Annotated in this window: 23 protein-coding genes and 1 pseudogene; 16 read left to right on the top strand and 8 right to left on the bottom strand. The window is 42.5% G+C overall.

What is annotated here, in order from left to right; translation table 11 throughout:
- The 3 genes and pseudogenes from L1271_RS06730 to bioA form a co-directional block, all read right to left on the bottom strand.
- Positions 1–463, bottom strand: a pseudogene (locus tag L1271_RS06730) (transposase); the annotation flags it as partial.
- A gap of 596 nt (positions 464–1,059) precedes the next feature.
- Positions 1,060–2,397, bottom strand: a complete 1,338-nt coding sequence (locus tag L1271_RS06735) for a KamA family radical SAM protein (RefSeq protein WP_102056818.1) — start codon at positions 2,395–2,397, stop codon at positions 1,060–1,062.
- Positions 2,398–2,585: 188 nt separating this feature from the next.
- Positions 2,586–3,875: an adenosylmethionine--8-amino-7-oxononanoate transaminase gene (gene bioA, locus L1271_RS06740; RefSeq protein ID WP_227387122.1), complete on the bottom strand. Its 1,290-nt coding sequence runs from the start codon at positions 3,873–3,875 to the stop codon at positions 2,586–2,588.
- A 148-nt stretch (positions 3,876–4,023) separates the two neighbouring features.
- On the opposite strand from bioA, the gene bioB reads away from it, so the two are divergent.
- From bioB to bioD, 4 genes are read left to right on the top strand one after another with little or no spacing between them, the layout of a single operon-like run.
- Positions 4,024–5,067, top strand: coding sequence for a biotin synthase BioB (bioB, locus tag L1271_RS06745; RefSeq protein ID WP_010604783.1), 1,044 nt, complete (start codon positions 4,024–4,026; stop codon positions 5,065–5,067).
- Positions 5,068–5,070: 3 nt separating this feature from the next.
- A complete protein-coding gene (locus L1271_RS06750) occupies positions 5,071–6,213 on the top strand; it encodes an aminotransferase class I/II-fold pyridoxal phosphate-dependent enzyme (protein ID WP_102056816.1) in 1,143 nt (380 codons plus the stop codon).
- A complete protein-coding gene (locus L1271_RS06755) occupies positions 6,210–6,989 on the top strand; it encodes a methyltransferase domain-containing protein (RefSeq protein ID WP_010604781.1) in 780 nt (259 codons plus the stop codon). The genes L1271_RS06750 and L1271_RS06755 overlap by 4 nt, the downstream gene beginning before the upstream one ends.
- Entirely contained in the window at positions 6,986–7,681 is a 696-nt protein-coding gene (gene bioD, locus L1271_RS06760) for a dethiobiotin synthase (protein ID WP_102056815.1), read from the top strand. Before L1271_RS06755 ends, bioD begins: the two co-directional genes overlap by 4 nt.
- Before the next feature lie 247 nt (positions 7,682–7,928).
- Here the strand turns inward: bioD and L1271_RS06765 are convergent, their stop codons facing one another.
- Positions 7,929–9,434, bottom strand: a complete 1,506-nt coding sequence (locus tag L1271_RS06765; protein ID WP_235367423.1) for a hemolysin — start codon at positions 9,432–9,434, stop codon at positions 7,929–7,931.
- Positions 9,435–9,621: 187 nt separating this feature from the next.
- Complete coding sequence (locus L1271_RS06770) at positions 9,622–9,825, bottom strand: hypothetical protein (RefSeq protein ID WP_010604778.1); 204 nt, start codon at positions 9,823–9,825, stop codon at positions 9,622–9,624.
- Between the two features lie 115 nt (positions 9,826–9,940).
- On the opposite strand from L1271_RS06770, the gene L1271_RS06775 reads away from it, so the two are divergent.
- Positions 9,941–10,420 carry a GNAT family N-acetyltransferase gene (locus tag L1271_RS06775; protein WP_010604777.1) on the top strand — a complete coding sequence of 160 codons (480 nt, stop codon included), beginning with the start codon at positions 9,941–9,943 and terminating at the stop codon, positions 10,418–10,420.
- 44 nt (positions 10,421–10,464) lie between these two features.
- On the opposite strand, the gene htpX is transcribed toward L1271_RS06775, so the two are convergent.
- Both htpX and L1271_RS06785 read right to left on the bottom strand, forming a co-directional pair.
- Positions 10,465–11,325, bottom strand: a complete 861-nt coding sequence (gene htpX, locus L1271_RS06780) for a protease HtpX (RefSeq protein ID WP_010604776.1) — start codon at positions 11,323–11,325, stop codon at positions 10,465–10,467.
- A 147-nt stretch (positions 11,326–11,472) separates the two neighbouring features.
- The gene (locus L1271_RS06785; RefSeq protein WP_010604775.1) at positions 11,473–11,997 is read right to left on the bottom strand and encodes a TetR/AcrR family transcriptional regulator; all 525 of its coding nucleotides are present in this window, start codon (positions 11,995–11,997) and stop codon (positions 11,473–11,475) included.
- A gap of 132 nt (positions 11,998–12,129) precedes the next feature.
- Between L1271_RS06785 and L1271_RS06790 the strand changes: the two genes are divergently transcribed.
- The 4 genes from L1271_RS06790 (at position 12,130) to L1271_RS06805 (ending at position 16,942) form a co-directional block, all read left to right on the top strand.
- Positions 12,130–12,336, top strand: a complete 207-nt coding sequence (locus L1271_RS06790) for a hypothetical protein (protein ID WP_010604774.1) — start codon at positions 12,130–12,132, stop codon at positions 12,334–12,336.
- 132 nt (positions 12,337–12,468) lie between these two features.
- On the top strand, positions 12,469–12,951 hold the full coding sequence (gene purE, locus L1271_RS06795) for a 5-(carboxyamino)imidazole ribonucleotide mutase (protein ID WP_102056812.1): 483 nt from the start codon (positions 12,469–12,471) through the stop codon (positions 12,949–12,951).
- Position 12,952: 1 nt separating this feature from the next.
- On the top strand, positions 12,953–14,101 hold the full coding sequence (locus L1271_RS06800; protein WP_235367424.1) for a 5-(carboxyamino)imidazole ribonucleotide synthase: 1,149 nt from the start codon (positions 12,953–12,955) through the stop codon (positions 14,099–14,101).
- A gap of 357 nt (positions 14,102–14,458) precedes the next feature.
- On the top strand, positions 14,459–16,942 hold the full coding sequence (locus L1271_RS06805; RefSeq protein WP_235367425.1) for a S9 family peptidase: 2,484 nt from the start codon (positions 14,459–14,461) through the stop codon (positions 16,940–16,942).
- Between the two features lie 25 nt (positions 16,943–16,967).
- On the opposite strand, the gene rrtA is transcribed toward L1271_RS06805, so the two are convergent.
- Positions 16,968–17,552 carry a rhombosortase gene (rrtA, locus tag L1271_RS06810; protein WP_010604771.1) on the bottom strand — a complete coding sequence of 195 codons (585 nt, stop codon included), beginning with the start codon at positions 17,550–17,552 and terminating at the stop codon, positions 16,968–16,970.
- Positions 17,553–17,634: 82 nt separating this feature from the next.
- On the opposite strand from rrtA, the gene ggt reads away from it, so the two are divergent.
- The 7 genes from ggt to L1271_RS06840 all read left to right on the top strand — a co-directional run bounded on the left by ggt (position 17,635) and on the right by L1271_RS06840 (position 24,147).
- The gene (ggt, locus tag L1271_RS06815) at positions 17,635–19,395 is read left to right on the top strand and encodes a gamma-glutamyltransferase (RefSeq protein WP_102056808.1); all 1,761 of its coding nucleotides are present in this window, start codon (positions 17,635–17,637) and stop codon (positions 19,393–19,395) included.
- Positions 19,396–19,567: 172 nt separating this feature from the next.
- A complete protein-coding gene (locus L1271_RS06820) occupies positions 19,568–21,262 on the top strand; it encodes an NAD-dependent malic enzyme (RefSeq protein ID WP_095726893.1) in 1,695 nt (564 codons plus the stop codon).
- Positions 21,263–21,387: 125 nt separating this feature from the next.
- Positions 21,388–21,603, top strand: coding sequence for a hypothetical protein (locus L1271_RS24830; RefSeq protein WP_323054417.1), 216 nt, complete (start codon positions 21,388–21,390; stop codon positions 21,601–21,603).
- A gap of 137 nt (positions 21,604–21,740) precedes the next feature.
- Entirely contained in the window at positions 21,741–22,445 is a 705-nt protein-coding gene (locus L1271_RS06825; protein WP_174168866.1) for an SIMPL domain-containing protein, read from the top strand.
- 56 nt (positions 22,446–22,501) lie between these two features.
- A complete protein-coding gene (locus L1271_RS06830; protein ID WP_010604767.1) occupies positions 22,502–22,876 on the top strand; it encodes an MAPEG family protein in 375 nt (124 codons plus the stop codon).
- Positions 22,877–22,878: 2 nt separating this feature from the next.
- Complete coding sequence (locus L1271_RS06835) at positions 22,879–23,532, top strand: sulfotransferase family protein (RefSeq protein ID WP_235367426.1); 654 nt, start codon at positions 22,879–22,881, stop codon at positions 23,530–23,532.
- Positions 23,533–23,574: 42 nt separating this feature from the next.
- Positions 23,575–24,147 carry a tRNA-(ms[2]io[6]A)-hydroxylase gene (locus L1271_RS06840; protein WP_235367427.1) on the top strand — a complete coding sequence of 191 codons (573 nt, stop codon included), beginning with the start codon at positions 23,575–23,577 and terminating at the stop codon, positions 24,145–24,147.
- The last annotated feature ends 1 nt before the right edge of the window (position 24,148 follow it).

The raw sequence follows: 24,148 nt of genomic DNA on the forward strand, positions 1-24,148 counted from the left end.
CTTCTTTATTTGCTCGGCGGGCGATGTCTTCGTTAAGCACTCGCATAAACCAGCTAATATCTGCGAGCCTTTCCCTGTACTTGGCGACATGCTCATCGAATATCAATTGTTCCGATTCATTGAGTGGCTCACCTTCAGTAAATTTTTGGCTTATCCAATTGCCTTTAAACAACTTGTGCCACCGCATCACAATTGCTTCATCCGACAGACGTTTCGCCCTTTTGTCATCAACATATAAAACAATGTGAGTATGATTACTCATCACGGCATAAGCACAAACATCAATGCAAAATATGGAAGCCAACATCAAGAGCTTTTCTTCAACCCAATCACGGCGGTGTTCATATGATTTACCAGTAAATTTATCTTCGCCACAGAGAAATGCGCGCCTGACGCAACGGGAGATACAGTGATAATATTTGGTGTCGGTTAAACTGATTTGTCTTTTACGGGCAGTTGCCATAGTTTGGTTTCCTCAATCCATTGAGTGCAGAGCTAAAGCTTAGGTGGTATCTTAGGAAGGTGCAAATTAGAGGTGGGTGTCAGCGATTTGTATGATGAAGACGATATTCCTTGTCGCGAAGAAAAGTATCAAGAAGAAAACCAGATGCTGATTCGTTTAATTCATATCAGGTGGGCGCTTTGGACATAGCTACTAACAAGGCTATTAACTTCGCGCCATAGAAATTTTTATGCGAAACTCACCTAATACAGACGTTCTCCCAACTCGTTTTGTCCAAATACGAGTCAGTCGAGTGCCCTTTATCGCAATTGGGTTTAAGATATGGTGTTGCTGTTGAACCGCCCAGTTTGGCCCTTAAGCGATGTCATATTTGATTAATTCCTAGCAATCAAACCTGATAGATACAGTTAAACATTATTCAAATTAATGCTTTTAGCAGCCAGTTATCTGCAAAACTATCTGGCTAGATAAGGAAATAATTCACTGTGATTTTAAAAGCAATGAGTTAGCTCGTATCTTATTCAAACACTAGGTTATTTAAATGCGCCAGATAAAATAAAAGCCAGAAATTTTCTGGCTTTTTGATATTTTTACATTTACATGGCGTCGTACTCGTCCTGCCAGAAAAACTTCTCTTCGCCAAATGCTGGCTTTAAGTCATCCAGCCAGTGGGCATTCTCGTCGAACTTGGCAAAGAATGGACGCTGCACCCAGTCAGGGTTTCGAGCTTGAATAAAGCGCAGCACAAATACTTTTTCGCCCGCGACTTCGGTTACGCCAGACACCTCAACTTTTCCAGGACCTGCACTCATTGAAGGGCCTCGAACTGTGCGGCTCACACCAGAGACTTGCTTATAAGCTTCACGGAAAGTTTCCCACGTTTTATGTAACGGGATTTCAAAGTAACGCTTAGCGCCGGTATCACGCTCGATAAACATGTAGTAGGGGATCATGCCAAGCTGTGTTTGCTCTTTCCACATGTCAGCCCACATGTCAGCGTCTACGTTTATATTATTTAAAAGCGGTGCTTGTGTTCTGATCTGCGCACCAGTTTTGCGGATGAGTTTAATCGCTTCACGTGTGACATCAGTACGCAGTTCTTGTTTGTGGTTAACGTGCGCCATGATTGATACATGCTTTCCGGCATCAACCAGCTCTTTTAGTAAGGCTAACAGCTCTTGTGCATCTGGATCGGTGACGTATCTAAAAGGCCAAAAAGTGAGAGATTTAGTACCGATCCTGATGGTACGAATATGGTCAAACCTTGGTTCTTTTAGCGCCTCTAGGTATTTACGCAATTTAACGGTGCGCATTACCATAGGATCGCCACCGGTCATCAGTAGGTCGGTCACTTCGGTGTGCTCGGCTAAGTAGTTATGAAGTAATTCAGCGTCGTTATTATTGAAGCGAGTTGCCTTTCCAACAAACTGCGCCCAGCGGAAGCAGAAAGTGCAATATGAGTGGCAGTATTGTCCTTGAGACGGGAAAAACAACACTGTTTCTTTATATTTGTGTTGGATTCCGTCTACGCGTTCACCTTCATACTCAGGAACATTTTTTTCCATTTGACCAGCTGGGTGCGGGTTTAACTTTTGACGAATTTTGGTTGCGAGGTTAAACACTTCTTCTGGTGTATGTTCACGACTTAACAAGTTGGCCATTTGCTCGTATGACTCGTCATCCAACATACCGCGCTGTGGGAAAGTTAATTGAAAAACAGGGTCATTAGGCACTTTGTCCCAATCTATGAGCTCTTCAATGACAAAGTTATTAACGCGAAAAGGAAACACGTTGGCGACGACTTTCATTTGAAAGCGAAGGTGTTCAGGTAGTTTATCCAATTGCTCAATCTTATCAATTTGGCGGTGTTGGTAAACAGTAAAACGAGGGGGCTGATAAGCTTCAGCTGGCTGCAATTTGACGGTTTGCTGCATAGATAATATGTCTCTTTTCTCATTTGCTAATGATAAAAGCGAGCATGGTAACATACCATTGATGTCATTTCAGGTACAAAGCGAGGAAAGTTCGAAATAACGTAATTTTATTGATTATGCGCCATGATTTTAGATTGCATTGTTAGAATTAGGTCATGAAATAGACCTAATTCCAAATTTATTGTGTTTTAGAAGTGTTCGCCGTCAATGGCAATATAAATCGCGTCAATGAGTGATTCAATATCTTCATTTGAGGTGATATAAGGCGGCATAATATAAATTAGCTTGCCAAATGGTCTTATCCAGACACCTTTCTGAATAAAGAATTTTTGGATTTTTGCAACATCAACAACCCTTTCCACTTCCACCACGCCAATCGCACCAAGAACCCTGACATCTATTACTGCATTTAGATTAAGACAGCGCTTGAGTGCGTTAAGCGCGCTCGCGACTCGTTCAATATTGGCCATTGTTTCTTGGCGCTTTAAGATAGTGAGACTAGCAACTGCGGCAGCACACGCTAGCGGGTTTCCCATAAAAGTTGGTCCGTGCATTAACACTTTCGCTTCGCCTTGGCTAATACCCAAAGCCACATCTTCTGTTGCCAAAGTGGCCGCGAGCGTCATGTTTCCGCCAGTAAGCGCTTTGCCAACACACATAATATCCGGTGAGATCCCTGCGTGTTCACAGGCAAACATTTTACCTGTACGGCCAAATCCAGTCGCAATTTCATCTAAAATTAGTAGCACCTCATACTTATCGCATAGCGCTCGAATCGCCTTGAGATATTCAGGGTGGTAGAAGTTCATACCGCCTGCATTTTGTACTATCGGTTCGATGATAAATGCCGCGACCTTTTCATGATGAGCAGCAAATGCGGTTTCTAACGTGTTAAGTTCATCTTGGCTTTGGCTGCCGTAAAACTCACTTTTAGGGGCATCGACAAACACTTGCTCAGGTAAAAAGCCTTGGTACATGGCATGCATTGAATTCACAGGGTCGCAAACGCTCATCGCCGCGAATGTATCACCGTGATAGCCTTTTTTGGCTGTCATTATTTGGGTTTTGTTCTTTTTGCCTTTACTCAACCAATATTGGATCGCCATTTTGATTGCAACTTCAACACTGACTGAGCCACCGTCGGCTAGAAATACTCGATTAAGTGGGGCTGGGGTTAGCTCCACAAGTAGTTTGCATAACTCCACGGCAGGCTGATGAGTTAGCCCCCCAAACATGACATGGCTCATCGTGTCTGCTTGATTTTTTATCGCCGTGATTATTTCTGGATGACCATAACCATGCACAGCACTCCACCAGGATGCCATACCGTCAATGAGAGTTTCGCCAGTTTCAAGCTCAATTTTGTTCTCGAATGTTCTTGCGGCTGGATAGACGGGCAGAGGGTTAATCATCGATGTATAAGGGTGCCATATATGCTTGCGATCAAATTCAATATCGATTGTCTGTTTATTGTTCATTTGTAAACCTTGTGGGCGCATGTAACGTTGACAATACTAAGCTAAGAAGTAGACTAAGCCAATCACCGTCAGTTTGACTGCGCTAAATTTAATCACTAGAAAATACTCGTGTTGTAAATTTAGGCAAGAATAAAAAGAGAATGAAAATATGGAATTAGGCGCGCTAAGACACGATTGGACACATGAAGAAGTAAAAACACTGTTCACCATGCCTTTTAACGACTTACTTTTTTATGCAGCAAGTATTCACCGCAAACACTTCAATCCCAATGAAGTTCAAATCTCCACTTTGCTGTCTATCAAAACGGGTGCCTGTCCTGAAGATTGCAAATACTGCCCACAGTCAGGTCATTACAAAACTGATCTTGAACGAGAGCGTTTGATGGAAGTGGAAAAGGTTGTAACTCAAGCTAAGTTGGCGAAAGAAAAGGGCGCGACGCGTTTTTGTATGGGCGCCGCTTGGTCTGATCCAAAAGACAGAGATATGCCTTATATCGCCAAAATGGTGAAAGAAGTTAAAGAGCTAGGTCTAGAAACCTGTATGACTTTGGGTAAACTGGATAATCAAAAAGCGCACACGCTAAGAGAAGCGGGCCTGGATTATTACAACCATAATTTGGACACCTCACCTGAATACTACGAGCAGATTATCACGACAAGAACTTATCAAGACAGACTCGATACCCTTGATCACGTAAGAGATGCAGGAATGAAAGTGTGCTCTGGTGGTATTGTAGGAATGGGAGAGCAGGCATCTGATCGTTATGGCTTGCTGATCCAATTAGCAAACCTGCCAAAACAACCAGAAAGTGTACCGATTAACATGCTTGTTAAGGTAAAGGGCACGCCACTTGAAAATGTTGATGATCTCGATCACTTTGAGTTTATCCGTACTATTGCGGTTGCGCGCATCATGATGCCACACAGTTACGTGCGTTTATCTGCAGGTAGAACGGCAATGAATGAACAGATGCAGTCTATGTGTTTCTTCGCTGGCGCTAACTCAATTTTCTATGGTGATAAGCTATTAACCACGGAAAACCCGGAAGCAGACGCCGATATGAACCTCATCAGAAAACTTGGGATGAACCCTGAAAAACGTGAAGATTATTCGGATGAGGCCTATGAGGCATCGTTAAGCTCTGCAATTGCGGACAAGGCGACATCAGAGCTATTTTACGAAGCCAACTAATCAATGTCGTTTGAGTATATTCAATCTGCCTTAGCAGCTCGTCACGCTGAAGGGTTGCTAAGAAAACGCATTGTGGTTGAAAAGGCCTCTGCAAGTAGAATTAAAATTGCTGATCAGCAATATATTAACTTTGCCAGCAATGACTACCTGGGACTTGCAGACTCGTTGGAATTTAACACTCTCGCATGCACTGAAGCCGGAAGCCGTAGTTCGGCGCTTGTTACGGGTTATCTTGATATTCACCGTCAGCTAGAGGATAAGCTTTGCAGCGTTTTGGGTTATGATGCAGCACTGTTATTTCCAAGCGGTTTTGCCGCTAATACCAGTGTGTTAAAGGCATTGTTCACGCCCCAAGAAAAGCAATTAAGCGCTGCGGTGTTCCAAGATAAGCTCAACCACGCCAGCCTGTTAGACGGTGGTTTAGCGGGTAGCGCTAAGTTTGTTCGCTTTAATCACAATGATTTGACGCACTTAAGGTCTCGATTAGAAAAAACCAAAGCCGACAGTAAACTCATTGTGACTGAAGGGGTGTTTTCTATGGATGGAGACAAAGCGCCGATATCTGAAATCAGTGTGCTGGCTAAGTCTCATTCTGCGTGGCTCATGGTCGACGACGCTCATGCGTTTGGCGTTGTGGGAGCGCAAGGACTTGGCACGATTGAAAGCGGCATTAAACCTGAAATTTTGGTGATCACCTTTGGCAAAGCGATGGGCTGTCAAGGAGCTGCGGTATTAGCAAGTCATGATGTGATAAATTACATGACGCAATTTAATCGTGAGTTTATCTATACAACGGCGTTGTCGCCTATTATGGCAAGCGTTGCATTATGCCAGTTGAATAAATTGCTTGCTGCATCTGAAGCGAGACACAAATTACAAGTAAACATCGACTATTTTAAGTCGTTAGTTGCACAAACCAACTTATCTCCTATTCCAAGTGATACGGCCATACAGCCTCTTGTGTATGGTAGCAGCGAAAATGTATTAGCGGCGCAACATAAACTTAAGGAAAAGGGACTTTGGGTTGGGGCTATAAGGCCACCAACGGTTCCGCAAAATACCGCACGATTGCGAATAACAATAACGGCACAGCACAGTCACGAAGATATAGACAATTTAGTTTCGGCCTTAGTGGAGGGAGCATGAGCAAAGCACAAAAGACGCAAACAGCAAAGTGCTTTTCAAAAGCCGCGCAATCATACTCTCAACACGCCAACGTACAAAAACAGGCCGCAGATGTACTCTTTTCACGTTTAACACAGCAAAATAGCGAGCTTGGTGCGGTGCGTATGTTTCCTAGGTTGCTCGATTTAGGATGCGGGCCACATGAAAACTTTCATAGATTAAACGCCTTCACGAATCATTATGTTGGAGCGGATCTTAGCTTGGCTATGTTGGCAAGCGCTGAAAATACGACAAATAGTGTTTGCTGTGATATGGATAAACTCGCTATTCAGTCAAATTGTATCGACTTAGTCTTTAGTAATTTTGCAATTCAGTGGTCTAATTCCCCGCAAGCGTTGTTTGCGCAGTTGTATGAAGTACTAAAAAAAGAAGGACGAGTGTTGCTAAGCTCAGTGCTTGACGGCTCGTTAAACGAAATCGATAGCGCATGGCGAGCCATCGATGAGTGTGGCCATATCAATTCATTTTATTCGCTGTCGGCACTTAAATCTTTTGCTCTACAAGCCGGATTCGCAGTGACTTGGGCGGATGAAGCGTTATTGATTGATAGTTATGACACACCGTTAAAGGCGTTGCGATCGGTAAAAAATATCGGTGCCAACGATGTAAAAACCGCTTCTCGTCGACAAGGTTTGTTAGGCAAATCAGCTTACGCTCAGCTGCTGAGTAGCTACCCTGAGAGTGAAAATGGTTTTGATGTCAGTTATCAAGTCGGATTTTTGGAGTTAAGGAAATGAATCAAGCATATTTTGTAACTGGGACCGACACAGAAGTAGGTAAAACCTATATTTCTACTTTATTACTGAAACTGTTGGCTAAGCACGGCAAAAAGGCTTTTGGCTTTAAGCCGATTGCGGCGGATGCTGAAGAGGCATTTGGTGAACTAGTGAACGTCGATGCTATCAGTTTAATGGAAGCTGCGACGGTGCACGGTACTTACGAGCAAGTTAACCCATTTTGTTTTGCACCAGCAATTGCCCCGCATATTGCAGCAAGACAGGTAAATGTTGACATCACAGTCGATAAGCTACATGAGCGCTTTAGTGAAATTCAGCAACTAGGCGCTGAGTATATATTATGTGAAGGTGCAGGTGGCTGGGCATTGCCCATTAATGACAACGAATATCTGTATGATTGGGTCGTCAGAGAACAACTTCCCGTTATTTTAGTGGTTGGCATGAAGCTAGGCTGTTTGAATCATGCGTTTTTAACGGCAGAATCTATCAAGCAAAAAGGACTGAATTTGGTTGGGTGGATTGCAAACCAGATTGACCCTGAGATGTCTGTATTTGAAGAAAACCTTGAAAGTTTAAAGCTTCGTCTAGACTGTCCGCTGCTTGCAACAGCGCCTTACAGTGAGGGCACACCAAAGCTACAGCTTCGCTCAGCGTTATTAGAGTTGTTTGAGCTTAAATCAGGCACCAGTTAGTATTAAATAACCTAAACTCGGGATAACAACTTGTTCTCTAGCAGCTGTTATTCCTTACTACTGCGTTAAATTTGCTTGCAATAGGCCAGCTATTGACGCACAAATTTGCCTTGTATTAAGAAATAACTTCTGGCTAGAGTGATATTACGCTTTTGAACTTAGTGATTTTAGTGGATTAACTAACTTCTTATCCCGAGTTCAGGTTAAACAAAGCGGCTTCTAAAGGTAGTAAGCCGCTTTGAGTCTGTTAATTACAACCTTTTTGAATGGTTTGTGTTGTCACACTGACCTCAAAGTCATTGTAATCATTATCGTTTTGATCTTCCCAACGTTGGTTGGTACCTGAAACTTGGTACTTGGTTGATAGAGCATTACTGTTACCATCAATAGCGAGCACATAGGTAAAGGATTGTCCTTGAAGGATGTCATAGCTGCCGGCACTGCCGTATTCATCAAGCAATTTAATATACTGGCCATTTACTTTGATACCCCAGTCATTATTGAATAATGAGTCTTCTCTGACGAACGCGTAATTGATCCGCGTGTAGTTGTCAGGCACACACGCGGTTTCATTGTCGAGTATGTTTCCCGATAGGGTTTCATTGCCTGAGGTATTGCTCACGCCAGTTACGCCCAAAGAGAGTTCCCGATCGCCAGTGTACTCAGTATCGTCTATTGTTGCTATTTGAATGGTAGCAGTTGTGCTGCCCGTAGGTATTACCAATGAAGTAGGTGGTGCTACGTAGTCATTTGATTGCGTTGTCACATCATTGACCGCCACCGAAAAGCTGACGTCCTGCTCGAAAACTTTACTTAAGGTAATTTGATAGCTAAGGGTATTTCCTTCATAAACCGTGTTTTCAATACTCGTTAACATAAAAGACGGTGGCGAAGGAGGGGTTGGTGTGCCGCCGCAACCAGAAACGGTATAGCATGTACTGCTGCCATTTGGGTTATATGCAAGGTCATTTACTCGTATTGGTAATGTATTGATATAACAGGTGCTTCCTGTATCAGGGTTTAACTTATAAATTGCGCTTTTGTTGGTGTGTCCGGCGTCATTAATGATAACGCGACTGATAATAAGCTCTCCATTACTATTAAGGCTTGCCCCTGTAACAGCAGTTAGGTCGTGATCAGATAATTTAGTCACAGAAAAGTCATTGGTATTAACTTGGTAGACGGCTGCACTCGTGACTAGAATCAAGCGACCATTATAAAACTCAAGATCGCCGCGGTATTTTCCCGCCAATGAGGGGAGATCCGAGAGCTTAGTCGCGTCGCCTGTGTTTTTATCTATGCTGTAAATAGAATCGTAACTCGTTCCAATGAGTCTATCGTTTGTGCTGTCATATGCCAATCCCACCAAATAAGCCGTTCTACCGACTATGGTATGGGAGGTTCCATCAAAATATGCCAGTTGAACATAGCGATGTTTTTTACCTTCAATGGGAATATCTGCGTCAGCTGGTAAGTTTAGATGACTAGTGTCAACTTTATAATCGATTGGCCTTGGTGCGGATGCATAGTACCAACGCGCACTGCTAGTATCATAGGCGAGTGCTGCCGAACTAAAAGCGGCTAAACTATTGGCGCTGGCTTGTCCTGCACCTTCATCTAGGCCAAACAAAATACCAATATCGCCACGGCCAGCGTTAATACCAAAAACCTGACCTGGGCAACTATCTGCATAGGTGTATGTGGAAAGTAATGTTGAGAGTAAACCAAGTGTTGTGAGTGATGCTTTTAACATAGCAGGAACCCTAAAAAGTTTACGTCCTGTAACTTAAAACAACACAAAGCAATGTCTTCGCAATTGAGTCCAACGCAATGCGATGACTTAATCCTTTAAGGCGGGCGCTTCCATTATTGACTTTGCAATCTAGCGCTATAATTGATCATAATTTACACTTTTACAACAGTGAAATAGTTAAAAAGTACTAATTATTTGATTCTTGCCTATTTTTAAAGTTTGGCAATAATGACTCAACAATTTCTTTTGCTGAGATGGTATAGCGTACGCCAGAAAACATCACTGATGCATTTTCATCGATCCCTGTAATGCCCGTTAAAGTCCAGCCTTCACCTCTCTCTGGGCAGTAAACCTTTGTCGTTGGTGGGATAACGGTGAACTCTTGACTCATATTCATTCTCCAAAAATGCTAAATTATAAAGCAATGCAAGCGATCATAATATTGAAAGGTATATGTGCTGCAATAAGTGCTACCATTGTGGCAGATACTTAGACCTGAGCATTTTATGGAATTTGAAACACCAAGGCTAGTCATCAGGCCCATAAGGCATAAAGATAATCCGCAGTTATTAGCGTTACTTAATTTACCGCAGGTAAAAGCGTATAACGATTACGGCGATAACCTCACTGAAGTAGACCTTAAATGCATGATCCAAATGGATATTGAGCGTCAATATGAAGGTATAGGTGGTCGTTTTTGCCTCGTGTGTAAAAGCACTAAAGCGGTGATTGGATGTATTGGTTTCTATCACGAAGACGGTGATATTGAGGGCCTACATATTGGCTATGAATTAATGCCTGATTATTGGGGTAAAGGCGTGATGTTTGAAGCTTTACGTTGTCTATTTGCAAACAAAAGCCAGATTGAGTTTAAGCTCAATGTGGTTTTGGCGCATGTATCGGCTGATAATCTTCGTTCATTAAACCTACTCAAGCGTTTGGGGTTTTGCGCTGTTGGAAATAATCTGTATAAAATTGAGTTATAAAAAAGGGCAACGTAATCGTTGCCCTAGTACGAATGTAAAAAGAGTTACGAAAGTGCTCGAATTCTTTCATCAAGTGGTGGGTGAGAAGCAAAGAAGTCTGCAATAGACTTACCTGAAGCAATACCAAAAGCCATCATTGAGCCTTCTAATTGCGATTCATGGTTGTGCTTCAAACGCTCTAATGCTGAACGCATTTTTTGCGCACCGACTAAATCCGCTGCACCTTTATCAGCTGCAAATTCTCGTTTACGACTAAAGTAAGCGACAACAACAGAAGCCAGAATACCAAAGAGGATCTGGAATATCATATCAAAAATAAAATATGTCCAGCTTCCACCTGACTCTTCTTCATCGCCATTCAAGAAGTTATCAACAATACCCGCCAATACTTTAGCGAAGAATATAACAAAGGTATTTACAACACCTTGGATCAAGGTAAGTGTAACCATGTCGCCATTTGCAACGTGCGACACTTCGTGCGCAAGCACTGCCTCTGCTTGGTCTTGATTCATGTTGTGGAGTAGGCCAGTACTCACAGCAACTAAGCTGTTATTTTTACTCGGCCCGGTTGCGAACGCATTCATTTCAGGGCTGTCGTAAATCGCAACTTCTGGCATCGCAATTCCTGCTTTTTTAGCTTGCTCTGCGACAGTAGAAACTAACCAATGTTCAGTTTCGTTTCGTGGTTGCTCAATAACATGGGCACCTGTTGATTTCTTTGCAATCCACTTCGACATGTAAAGAGAGATAAAAGAACCACCGAATCCAAATACGGCAGCAATAACCATAATGCCTGTATAGCTTCGGCTAGAAATACCAAACACAGACATTAAGATAGATAACACAATTCCTAACACTAGCATTACTGCTAAGTTAGTGATAAGGAATAAGATGACGCGTTTCATTTTGACCTCGTTAGACAAAAATAAGGAACTAAGTAACTTTTCCCAAGCACTTGCTTATTACACTAGTCCTAGATGCTTTATATGGTCAGAAGTTCAAAAGCACAAGTAAATTCGTATGAATATTCAATAAAGAACACATCATACGGTTTATTGGTTAACCAGTTTCAACTTCTGAGATAGAGAATGCAGCATCTGGTCAACAGAACTATGCTCATTGCTTAACCCTTCTAATAAGGTCATAAAGTAGCAGTCCATCATAACGGTTGCTTTCAACTCATTGTATTCCTGCTCACTGAATAACAAGTGTTTGAACAAATTGAGTTGCCCCTTAAAGAATTCGCTATGCCAAATAATCCCACAAAGCAGCTCTTTACTGAAATCTCTATTGCTAAGATAAAAAGCAAATAAATACTTTGCATAGTGGCGTAACTTTAAGCTGGCACTATGCTGCTCATCTGATGTTTTCGCTTCATTAATTAGTTCATCTATTTGGTTATGCATTGCGACTTTGAGCATGTCGAGCTTAGTGGGGAAGTGAGAGAAAACCGTTCCCGTTGCCACGTTTGCTGCTTGGGCAATTTGCCGAGTAGTGGTGTTTTCAAAACCATTGTCTTGAAAAAGCTGCCAACTAGCACTGAGAATTTTATTGTACGTAATTTCTCTTTTTTTCATATGGTTACCTTTTTATTTGCGAAGAGAGTGTAGCACAATTCCAGATTATTTAAGAGATAAAGTTTGCAAATAATGAGCGCGCTCATTATTATAATTGAGCGTGCTCATTAAATTTCAATAGGAGGAGTTGTTATGCAATATTTGAGCTTATTCATCGGATACATTCTATTCATCCCTTTTATCTTTTTTTACAGCTATATTCTTGGCCCAGCTTTAAAAATTGTGCTGATCCCAGGTGGTCTCGCGGTGCTATGCCTAATTATGGGTCCTAAAACGTTTTTCTCTCACTTTAACCGTGCTAAAGCATTAAGTATTGAAGAATTGATAGTGTCTAAATAACTCAGGGTGTCATCGCGTGATAATTGCAATAAGTTGATTCTTCGCATTAAAGACGAACTCAGGTATAATGCCCGCAGCTAAGGTGTGAAGGACCTTAGCCCTGTATCGTTCAAAATTAGTCGAGGAATTATTATGACCGTTGGCATCATTATGGGCTCAAAATCAGACTGGCCTACAATGCAACATGCAGCTGAAATGTTAGATAAATTTGGTATTGATTATGAAACTAAAGTGGTTTCAGCTCACCGTACTCCACAGCTTTTAGCGGATTATGCTTCGACAGCAGCAGAACGTGGGATCAAAGTTATCATTGCCGGTGCTGGCGGTGCTGCACACCTACCAGGTATGGCGGCAGCATTTACAAGTCTGCCTGTACTTGGCGTTCCAGTAAAATCAAAAACGCTAAATGGCGTGGACTCATTACTGTCAATTTGCCAAATGCCTAAAGGTGTTGCGGTAGGTACGTTAGCGATTGGCGACGCTGGTGCTGCAAACGCCGGTTTGCTAGCTGCTCAAATTTTAGGTTGTCAGCAGCCTGAGGTTTTTGCAAAAGTAGAAGCGTTCAGAAAAGAACAAACAGAAACGGTATTAGCTAATCCAGATCCTGCGAAATAACATGAATATTCTTGTTTTAGGGGCGGGACAATTAGCCCGTATGATGAGTCTATCGTCAACTCATCTTGATATAAAAGTGTTGGCTTATGATGTTGGCAGTCAAACGGTAATAAACCCCGTTACCTTTGCAACAACACCAGAGTCATTAAAGCAAGCCATTGACAATGCTGATGCCATCACTGCCGAATTTGAACATATTCCACATGATGTTTTAGCGCTTTGCGAACAAAGCGGTAAGTTCTACCCTGGCGCAGAAGCAATCGCCACCGGTGGTGATCGCGCGAAAGAAAAAGCACTACTAGATAAAACATCTGTTCCTTGTGCTCCTTTCAAAATCATTACGGATAAAGCGCATTTTCTCACAGCGATTGATGAGTTAGGCATGCCTTTGGTCGTTAAAACCTGTCAGGCAGGCTATGATGGGAAAGGGCAATGGCGAGTTAAATCAGAGTCTGAAATAGATAGTACTTGGGCCGAAATGTCCGAGTTTTTGCAAGCAGGCACTGAAGCACAGCCTCACTCTATCGTTGCTGAAAAAATGATACCGTTTGACCGTGAAGTGTCGATTATTGGTGTGCGAGCAAAAAATGGCGAATGTAAAATTTATCCGTTGACTGAAAACCAGCATACCAATGGTGTACTGACCTTATCAATTGCCGGGAAAGAGAAAGCCAATATTCAATCGCAAGCGGAAGACGCATTTGCGAAACTTGCGAATGCACTCGATTATGTTGGTGTACTTGCTATTGAGTTTTTCGATGTTGAAGGTCAATTATTGGTTAATGAAATAGCGCCTAGGGTACATAACTCAGGACATTGGTCTCAACAAGGTGCCCATGTAAGCCAGTTTGAAAACCATATTCGTGCCGTTGCCGGTTTACCGATTGGTGATACAAGGCTGCTTCGCCCAACCGCGATGATTAATGTTTTAGGGCAAAGTCACATTCCATCGCAAGTTCTTGCTGTTCCGGGGACAACCAGTCACTGGTATGGCAAAGATGCGAAACCGGGCAGAAAAATGGGGCATATCAACGTGTCAGCAGACTCACTTCATAAATTAGGTGAAGCACTGGCAGAGCTTGCTGATATCTTGCCTGAAGCAGACTACCCTGGGGTTATGGAAACCGCTCAGCAATTAATTTTGAATTAGTACTACTGTTTTTAGCTAAAGAGGCCCATTGTTAACTAAAAACCTAAGCTTCTGATAACTATTGAGTTAGCTCATTCCTTTATCAAAGAGCTCAGGTTGGATATAAAAAATTTAATTTTTTTACTGTAATTTTTGGAACTCTTTTCTGATAGTGCGGTCTACTATTGTGAGGCGCGGATAGGCCTCATTTCATACTCGTTGTCCATCAACGACTATGTGAGCGCAGAGAGTATTTGGCCAGCATCCCTATGCTGGCCTTTTTTTGTCCCACCCATTGTGCTTTTAATCTTAAATCTGTCGATATTCCGCTGGCTTTCTGCTTAAATTAGACAAATTTAACTATTATAAGAAAGTCACATGTTGAAACTCTCTCTTATCTCGATGGCAGTCGCTTCAGGTTTATTCCTTTCTGGTTGTCAGACCACTGAAGTAAGCCCAAAACCACAACAAGTTGAAGCCAATTCACCAGTCCCACAAGTTGTTGCCACTCCCGTTGATTTTGGTGGTGAGCAGATCACCCTAAAACAAGCAATGGCGCATCCTGATTGGTTGGGAAGACAACCAGAAGGCGCGTATTGGGGGGCCGATAGCAAAACCGTTTTCTATAAGCGTAAGCAAGCTGGTTCAGAGTTAAGAGATCTATTTAAAGTCAGTAGCGCACAAACAAGCGAAGCGGTTTCGCTGTCAGATTTGCATGCCGTTGGTGCTGCAAACGCGATTTATAATAAAGAGCGGACGCTACAATCTTATGAATTTAAGGGTAACATATTCGTTAAAAACCTGAAGTCTGGCGCTTTGACACAAGTTACTCATTCTTCGAACTATGAGTATGCACCGCAATTCTTAAGTGATAACCGATTAGCTTACCGTTCAGGCAATACGCTGTTTGCGTTCGATTTAGCCACAGGTTTAACCAAAGAACTGGTAAAGTTACATTTATCGGATAAGCCAGAAGGGGTAAAAGAGCCAAATGGATATATCGCTGAGCAGCAACACGAACTGATTCAATTCGTCGCGCTAACGCACAAAAACAGCAAAGATCGAGAAGCTAGAAATCAAGAGATAGAAGCGAATAACGCAAGCATCCAAGATAATCAGTTTTATCTTGGTAAAGGAAAAACGCTTATCTCAGTTAGCTTAGCACCTACTGGTGACAAGTTAATCGCCGTGATCACCGATGATAAACCAAGTCGTTCTGACTTTGACATCATGCCTAACTACGTGAGCCAAAACGGTGACATTGATCCGGTAAAAGCTCGCCGCCGCGTTGCAGACACTAAACCAATGAGTTCTGATGTGATTTTCATTGATTTAGCGAAATCAGAGCAAGTCACGCTGAGCTATGATACTTTGCCTGGCTTTGATGAAGATGTACTAGCCGAGGTGAAACGCGAAAATGCTAAGGCAAAAGGTGAATCATATAAGAGTGAAAAAGCACCTCGTGATATCAACTTGATCGACACATGGGGCTGGAGTCAATCCGCTATCCAATGGAATAGTGACGGTTCTCAAGTCGCAGTGATGCTTGGTGCTTGGGATAATAAAGACAGATGGTTAGCGACGGTTGATTTTGATAAACAACAATTCGTTTCTCAGCATCGCCTACACGATGAAGCATGGATCAATTACACCTACAATGATTTTGGCTGGTTAAACAACCAAGATGCTTTGTACTATCTTTCAGAGCAAACTGGATATAGCCAGCTTTATGTTAAGCCGCTTAACGGCAAAGCAAAAGCAATGACTTCAGGGAAGTTTGTGGTTTCTGAACCAACCTTAACCCTCGATAGTCAATTTGTTTATTACAAAGCCAATAAAGATCACCCAGGTTTATACGAAATTTATCGCGTCAATTTAGCAAGCGGTGAAGATGAGCAGTTAACTGATTTAGATGGCCTGACTGATTACCAGCTAAGCCCAGATGAGCAAAAGCTGTTGTTAACTCACTCAAAAATCATGATGCCTCCAGAACTTTATGTGGCGGATGCAGCGCCAAAAGCAGCGGTGTCACGACTCACTAATACGGTCTCAGATGCATTTTTAAATAAGAAGCTAATTGCACCTAAGATTGTCGCGGTTCCTTCAAGCCATCAAGGTGAGCCTGTCTACGCAAAAGTATATTACCCAGCAGATTATCAAGAAGGCGAAACGGGTAAGAATCGTAAGGCTGTGATCTTTAACCATGGCGCGGGTTATTTGCAGAACTCTCATATGGGTTGGTCTAACTACTTTAGAGAGTTTATGTTCCATTCACTTCTCGCGAGCGAAGGCTATGTCGTCATGGATATGGACTATCGTGGCTCTAAAGGTTACGGTCGAGACTGGAGAACGGCAATCTATCGTCATATGGGTAAACCAGAAATCGAAGATTTGGCAGACGGTGTTGAGTGGATGGTGAACAACGCTAATGTTGACCGTGGTGCTGTAGGTACTTATGGTGGTTCATACGGCGGCTTTATGACATTTATGGCGCTATTTACTCAGCCGGATCTATTCCAAGCAGGCGCAGCTTTACGTCCAGTCACCGATTGGGCCTATTACAACGACCCGTACACCTCAAATATCCTTAATCGCCCAGATGTAGACCCAATTGCATACAAACGCAGTTCGCCTATCTATCATGCTGAAGGTTTGAAAAACAAGCTTCTGATCAATGCACCTATGGTTGATGATAACGTATTTTTCCAAGATGTTGTGCGCTTGGTGCAACGCCTAATTGAGCTAGAAAAGGAAGACTTTGAAACGGCGATTTATCCAGTTGAACCTCATGGCTTTAGACAGCCATCAAGTTGGTTGGATGAATACCGTCGTATATACAAGCTGTTCAAAGAAAACTTGTAATCAAATGAGTGGATAAAAAGCCAGCTTAAGCTGGCTTTTTTGTTTTATAAAATAAATAGATAACAGCTAAAACCACACCACCAACTGCACCAAATAGATGTGCTTCAATGGCGACTCTCGAGTCTATCAGTTTGGCTACATCTGCACTTGCACCCGCATATTGCTCCCAACATACCTTTGCCCACACACCAATAAACAACAGATATCCAGTTGTTAGCTTCCGCTTAATATCTTCAAGTGCTCCCCATACGATAAGCCCATGTAATAAGCCACTCAAGCCTGTATATACAACAATGTTTGGGGAAAATAGCAAGATCATGAGCCCGGTAAAGAGGCCAAGAAAAAGTACATTCAGCCAATATTTTCTTAGTCTTGTATATTCGGCATGTAATAGCCAAATAAATAAGATACCAAGCAGGTTTAGCATCAAGTGATACCAATTGCTATGGGTAAACTGGCCGCTCAAAATACGCCATAATTCACCTTCAGCAATCGCATTTCTGTCAAAATCTAAGTGCGGGCCAAGCCCGAACAACATCAGTATTGTTGACAATATCGCCAAAGACACAGGGCCAATGAGATATTCTTTGTTCGTTGGAAGTTCAAACATACGATTTCACGTTATTATTTTTGCATATTGTGCCTAATTGCTTTTATGATGCCAAATATAAGACGTAAGCAAAGTGGGTATTATGAAACATACACTTGCATCACTAACCGTGATTGCCGCATTCAGCTTTTCAACCAACACCTTAGCTGAGCAACAAAAAATCGAAATTAGAGAGCCGGAAGCCGCAACAGGTTTCCAATCTAAAGAAGCACGCACCGCAGAAAAGTACATGGTCGTTGCTGCCAATCCCTATGCGAGTAAAGCAGGTCAATTGATGCTCTCAAAAGGGGGAAGTGCGGTTGATGCCATGATAGCGACTCAACTTGTGCTTACCTTGGTTGAGCCGCAATCTTCGGGCGTAGGTGGGGGGGCGTTTATCCTGCACTACGACAAGAAAAGCAATGAATTAATTAGTTTTGATGGAAGAGAAACTGCACCAAAACTTGCAGGCCCTGATCTATTTTTAGATGATACGGGTAATGCGGTTAGGTGGATTGAGGCTGTTGTGGGCGGTCGCTCTGTTGGTGTGCCTGGCATTCTGCACGCGTTTAAATCAGCACATGACAAATACGGTAAATTGCCATGGCAGGAATTATTTAAACCAGCGATTGAATTAGCTCGAGAAGGATTTATCGTCTCTCCACGTTTAAATATGCTGCTTGAGAAAAAACTCAACCCAGGTTTGACAAAGCTCAGTCCCGCAAAAGAGTATTTTTATCCGGATGGTAAAGCACTACAACCAGGGGCCCTTAAAAAGAATCTGCCTTTGGCAAACCTATACTACAAAGTAGCAACACAAGGGATCCAAGCCTTTTATGAAGGGCAAAATGCCACTCAATTAGTAGAAGCTGTGCAAAAGTCTGAAATCGCACCTGGCAAATTGGCGCTGAGCGACTTAGAACATTATAAGAGCAAAACTCGAGACGCTATCTGTACGGAATATCGTGTATATAAAGTTTGCTCTATGGCACCGCCTAGCAGTGGTGGTATTGCCGTTTTGCAAATGATGAAGCTGCTGGAACCGTACGACCTAGGTAAGTATAAGGCAAATGACCCAGAAGCCTTGCACCTCTTTACTCAAGCATCTCGCCTAGCGTTTGCCGATAGAGATTTTTACGTAGCCGATCCTGATTTTGTTGAAGTGCCAGCAAAAGCATTGCTTAACGAGCAATATCTATTAGGCCGTAGCAAACTTATCGGTGAAACGGATAATCACGACTTTCCAGTAGGCGATCCAACTTCGGGCACACTCGCTTATGCTATGGATGATAGTTATGAATTACCTTCGACCAGCCATGTGTCGATTGTAGATGCCGAGGGTAATGCTATTTCTATGACAAGCTCGATAGAAATGGCATTTGGCTCGACGGTGATGGTCAACGGATATTTACTCAATAACCAATTAACCGACTTTGCGCTTTCTCCAAAAGTAGGGGATAAATGGGTCGCTAACCGGGTAGAAGCAAACAAACGCCCAAGAAGCTCGATGGCACCCGTAATGGTGTTTAATAAAGATGGGTCGCTGAAATTGATAGTCGGCTCGCCTGGCGGTAGTCGTATTATCAACTATGTTGCTCAAACCTTAGTTGGTGTTCTGGACTGGGGATTATCTGTGCAGGCTGCGATTGATTTACCAAAAATCACCAATCGCAATAAGTACACAACGCTTGAAAAAGGCACTGAGCTGACAAAACAAGCACCTTACTTTGAGAAAAAAGGTCATGAAGTACAGATCCGTGACTTAAACTCAGGACTGCATGCCATTGAGGTTCGTGGAACACATTTAATCGGTGGCGCAGATCCAAGAAGAGAAGGTGTTGCACTCGGTGAGAGCAGCGAATAAGCCGTGGTTTCTTAAGTGCTTTTAGGCTATAATTTAGCGTTCCAGAAAAATGCGTTTAACGTGCTCTGGAGCGCGTTAATAATGGTCTGATGAGCACTAAATTCATTGTAATTTAATCCTTTTCGACAATAATGAACCCTTAGACTAAAAAATTAGTGTCAAGCTTGTAAATATGACTAAACAAACCGATCCAAATTATCTCTACATTCCCTATTCAGGTCCTACGCTATTAGAAACACCATTGCTTAACAAAGGGAGTGCATTCTCTCAACGCGAGCGTGAAAATTTCAACTTAGCAGGACTACTTCCTCCTCGTTACGAAACAATTGAAGAGCAAGTTGAGCGTTGTTATCAGCAATACTCAAGCTTTAGCGACAACCTAAACAAGCACATTTACTTGCGTGCTATTCAGGATAACAACGAAACGCTGTATTACCGTTTAGTACGCGATCATTTGGAAGAAATGATGCCAATCATCTACACCCCTACAGTAGGTGATGCATGTGAGAAGTTTTCAGATATCTATCGCAGCTCTCGTGGTTTGTTTATTTCTTATGAAGACCGTTATCAAATCGACGATATTTTACGAAATGCTACTAAAGGCAAAGTAAAAGTTATTGTGGTTACAGATGGTGAACGTATTTTAGGCCTTGGCGACCAAGGTATTGGTGGTATGGGTATTCCTATCGGTAAGCTGGCACTTTACACCGTGTGTGGTGGGATCAGCCCAGCTTACACGTTGCCTGTTATGCTTGACGTGGGGACAAACAACGAGAAGCTACTCAACGACCCAATGTACATGGGCGCAAGACACCCGCGTATCAACCAAGCTGAATATGATGAATTCCTAGATTTATTCATTAAAGCGGTGAAACGCCGTTGGCCTAATGTGCTGTTACAGTTTGAAGATTTCGCGCAACCTAACGCAATGCCACTTTTGAAACGTTACCGCGATGAAATCTGTAGCTTTAACGATGATATCCAAGGCACCGCTGCGGTTACTGCAGGCTCGCTGTTAGCCGCTTGCCGTGTGAAGGGGGCAAAGCTCTCGGAACAAAAAGTGGTGTTTGTTGGTGCAGGTTCTGCTGGCTGTGGTATTGCAGAGCAAATTATTAGCCAAATGATTTCAGAAGGGATAACCGACGAGCAAGCGAGAAGCCAAGTGTTTATGGTGGACCGTTTTGGCCTTCTGACAGAAGGCATGGAAGGGCTAAGAGATTTCCAAGAAGCGCTAGTTCAACAACAAGCCAACCTTGCGGATTGGACATACAGTGGTGAATTTGCATCTTTATTAGATGTAATGCACTGTGCAAAACCAGACATCTTAATTGGTGTGTCAGGTCAAGCAGGTCTATTCACTGAGCAAGTGATCCGCGCGATGCATGCAGGGTGCGAACAGCCGATAATTTTCCCACTAAGTAATCCATCACGCCAAGTTGAAGCGCATCCAAAAGATGTGATTGAGTGGACTGATGGTCAAGCAATTGTAGCTACGGGAAGCCCATTTGAACCTGTAGTACATGGTGAGCAAACAATTATCATACCTCAATGTAATAACAGTTATATCTTCCCAGGGATCGGCCTTGGTGTACTTGCAGCTAAAGCGAACCGTATTACAGATAGCATGTTGATGGTATCGAGCGAAATGCTTGCTGAATCATCACCACGTGCTAATACGGGCAAAGGTAGCTTACTACCAGCCCTAACTGAAATTGAGCCGTTGAGTAAGCGAATTGCTTTTGCAGTTGCTAAAAAAGCAATGGAAGAGGGCGTTGCACTTGAAATGGAAGACGACGCAATTTGGGCAGCGATAGAGAAAAACTATTGGCTCCCTAAGTATAGAAATTACAAACGCTGTAGCGTCTAATTACTTTTACTTAGGGCCTGTTGATCTTTCAAGTTTGTTTTTGCAGCAGTTTGACTGGTATTTATACAAGGCAGAGCCTGCGTAGCATAGTTATTCTATGTAAGTCAGGTGATAACACAGTAGAAATGCCAGTCAAGCGCTGCCCTTTGGGTTCACCTGAGTGCGCTTTGTTCATTGTTGCTCAACTTTTGCCTAGATTACTAGGCGGCAAGTCGAGCGTCGCGACCAAAACACACTCAGAAGAACAAAAATCAAACAGCAAAGGTCAACAGGCCCTAGCTAAAACAGAAATCGCCGCCAACTCATATTGGCGGCGATTTTTGTTTATCAATCACGCGTAAAAGTTGAGAGTACCACATATAACTTCTCAGAGTGATAATCAACCATTTTGTTAAAATTTGTTACCCTGAAATCCAATTCAGTAGTTGTTAATTGAAATATGCTTGAATATGCAGGTATCACATTTTAGGAGCAAAAGATGCGAATTTTAACTGGCTTACTGGCATTATGTTTATCTGGATTTAGCTTTGCAGGCGCATTGCCTGACTCTCCGCATTTATATGTTAAAGGCACTTCATTTATTCAAGTACAACCCGATGTTGCAACCATACGTGTCGCCATTACCGAAAAGCAAAAATCGCTACCTACAGCCAAAGAAAACGTCGATAAGATCATGGCTAAGGCCATCGAAATCGCTAAACGCTTCGATATTAAAGAAGACGACATTCACGCAGAGCAACTGAATGTTTACAGACAGACACGCTACAATCGCGAATCAAATGAAGAAGAGTTTGATGGTTTTCGTGTGAGCCGCAGCTTGACTGTGAAACTTAAAGACATCAAAAAATACCCAGAGTTACTTCAAGAGTTTGTAGACAGCGGCATCAATCAGTTCAATAACACAGAATTTGGTGTTGAAAATGAAGGCAAGTATCTGCAAAGTCTCAAAAAAGCCGCCATTAAAGATGCAAAGAAAGCAGCTAAAGAACTAGCAGGCGAGTTTGATGTTGAATTGGCAAAACTGTACTCAGTTTCATTCCAACCAATGCAAACGCCAGTTCAGCCTTACGTGCGCTCTGCAGCGATGGCTATGGAAGCAGATCAAGGCGCATACAAAAATGCGTATAACACAGGTGCAATTACATTGAACGCGGAAGTTTATGCTGTTTACTTAATTGAGTAATACTGGCTGTGAACTAATTAAACTTATACACTAAGCCCTCCATTGGAGGGCTTTTTATGATCACCGGTTTATATGCGGCATTACTGGCAATAATCTATATTAAACTCAGTTTTAACATAATATCACTCAGACACAGACACAAAGTATCGCTAGGAGATGGCGGTGTCGATGAACTGCAAAGTGCAATACGGATCCACGGCAACTTTATCGAGTACACACCTTTCGTACTGTTAATGATGTTGTTACTCGAAACTCAACAAATCAACCCATATCTACTTCATGCTTTTGGCATTGCTTTTTTGTTTTCTCGAGTTGCACACTATGTTGCACTCGGTAAAACCAACTTTTCAATCAGAAAAGTAGCGATGGCGACAACATATGGAGTAATACTTATTTTAGCGTCATTCAACCTCGTGTATTACTTTATCTAAATATGACAAAACACAAATTTCTGGTAACGGGTTTACCACGAACGGGCACAACAAGTCTGTGTATTGCTGCATTAGGTGCTGGATACAAAACAGCACACACGGCATACACAAGGCAAGCGTTAGACTGCGCTGAGTTTATTGCTGACACGCCCGTTTTTGCTGACTATGAAAAACTATATGCTTTATATCCTGAAGTTAAAATAGTACATTTGACACGAGATTTTGAGCAATGGCTTCCCTCAATTAAGCGTTTGATGACGGCAATGAAAGAAAATTTACTGTCACAAAAAGGGGGCTTTAACGACACCATTAAGCGTTGTTATTTGGAAACTTTTCCTGATTTTGACAAACATTTTGAAGACGATGGTTATTGGCGGGATCGTTATAGCAAGCATCATGATAGGGTGCTTAGCTTTGCAAAAATGAATCATATTCCTATTATAATGGTCAATCTAACCGCGACTGATGCCGAGCAAACGCTTGCCGAATTTATAGGCGTGACTCAAGAAAAAGTCACCATTCCGCATGTCAATATCGGTGGTAAAGTCACTGCATGGAAGTGGTTTTCACACCCCAATAAAGTAGAATCGACACGTAATGGCAAAGCAGATAAAGACACAGCGCTCTTTAGCATGCAAGTTCGCTCGAGCGCCTGAGTTTGTTATACTCACCACAAGCTGTATATACAAGATAGAATTATGTTTGAATTAAAATATCACACACCTTTTAGCTGGACTGAAAAAGTCCTAGCCGACTTTGATACCTTTCTTCAAGATCACGCCGCTGCAGAAAAAAAAGCAGCCGGAATGGCGATGGCAATGCTTGGTCATTACCCAGACAGGATCAAGCTAGTAAAAGCGATGGCTGATCTCGCAATAGAAGAAATGATCCATTTTAAACAGGTACTTAAGATCTTAACCGAACGTGGTACGCTACTAGGAAACGATCAAAAAGACCCCTATATAAAGCAAATGCGCGCATTATTCCGCCAAGGCACAGATGAATATTTAATTGATAGATTACTGATTGGTGCGGTAATTGAGGCTAGGGGCCACGAGCGTTTTTCTTTAGTTGCAGAAGCGCTTCCTGAAAGCAAAGAAAAAGACTTTTATGTTGCAATCGCCAAGTCAGAAGAAAAACACAAAAACCTCTTTGTGGAGCTCGGCTACGAGTATTTCGACAAATTAACGATAGACAAACGTTTAGAGGAAATTCTCATCGCAGAAGCGGATATTTGTAAGCGTATTCCATTTAGCGCAGCGCTTCATTAGT

This window comes from Pseudoalteromonas sp. OF5H-5 (genome assembly GCF_021530695.1).
GTDB lineage: Bacteria > Pseudomonadota > Gammaproteobacteria > Enterobacterales > Alteromonadaceae > Pseudoalteromonas.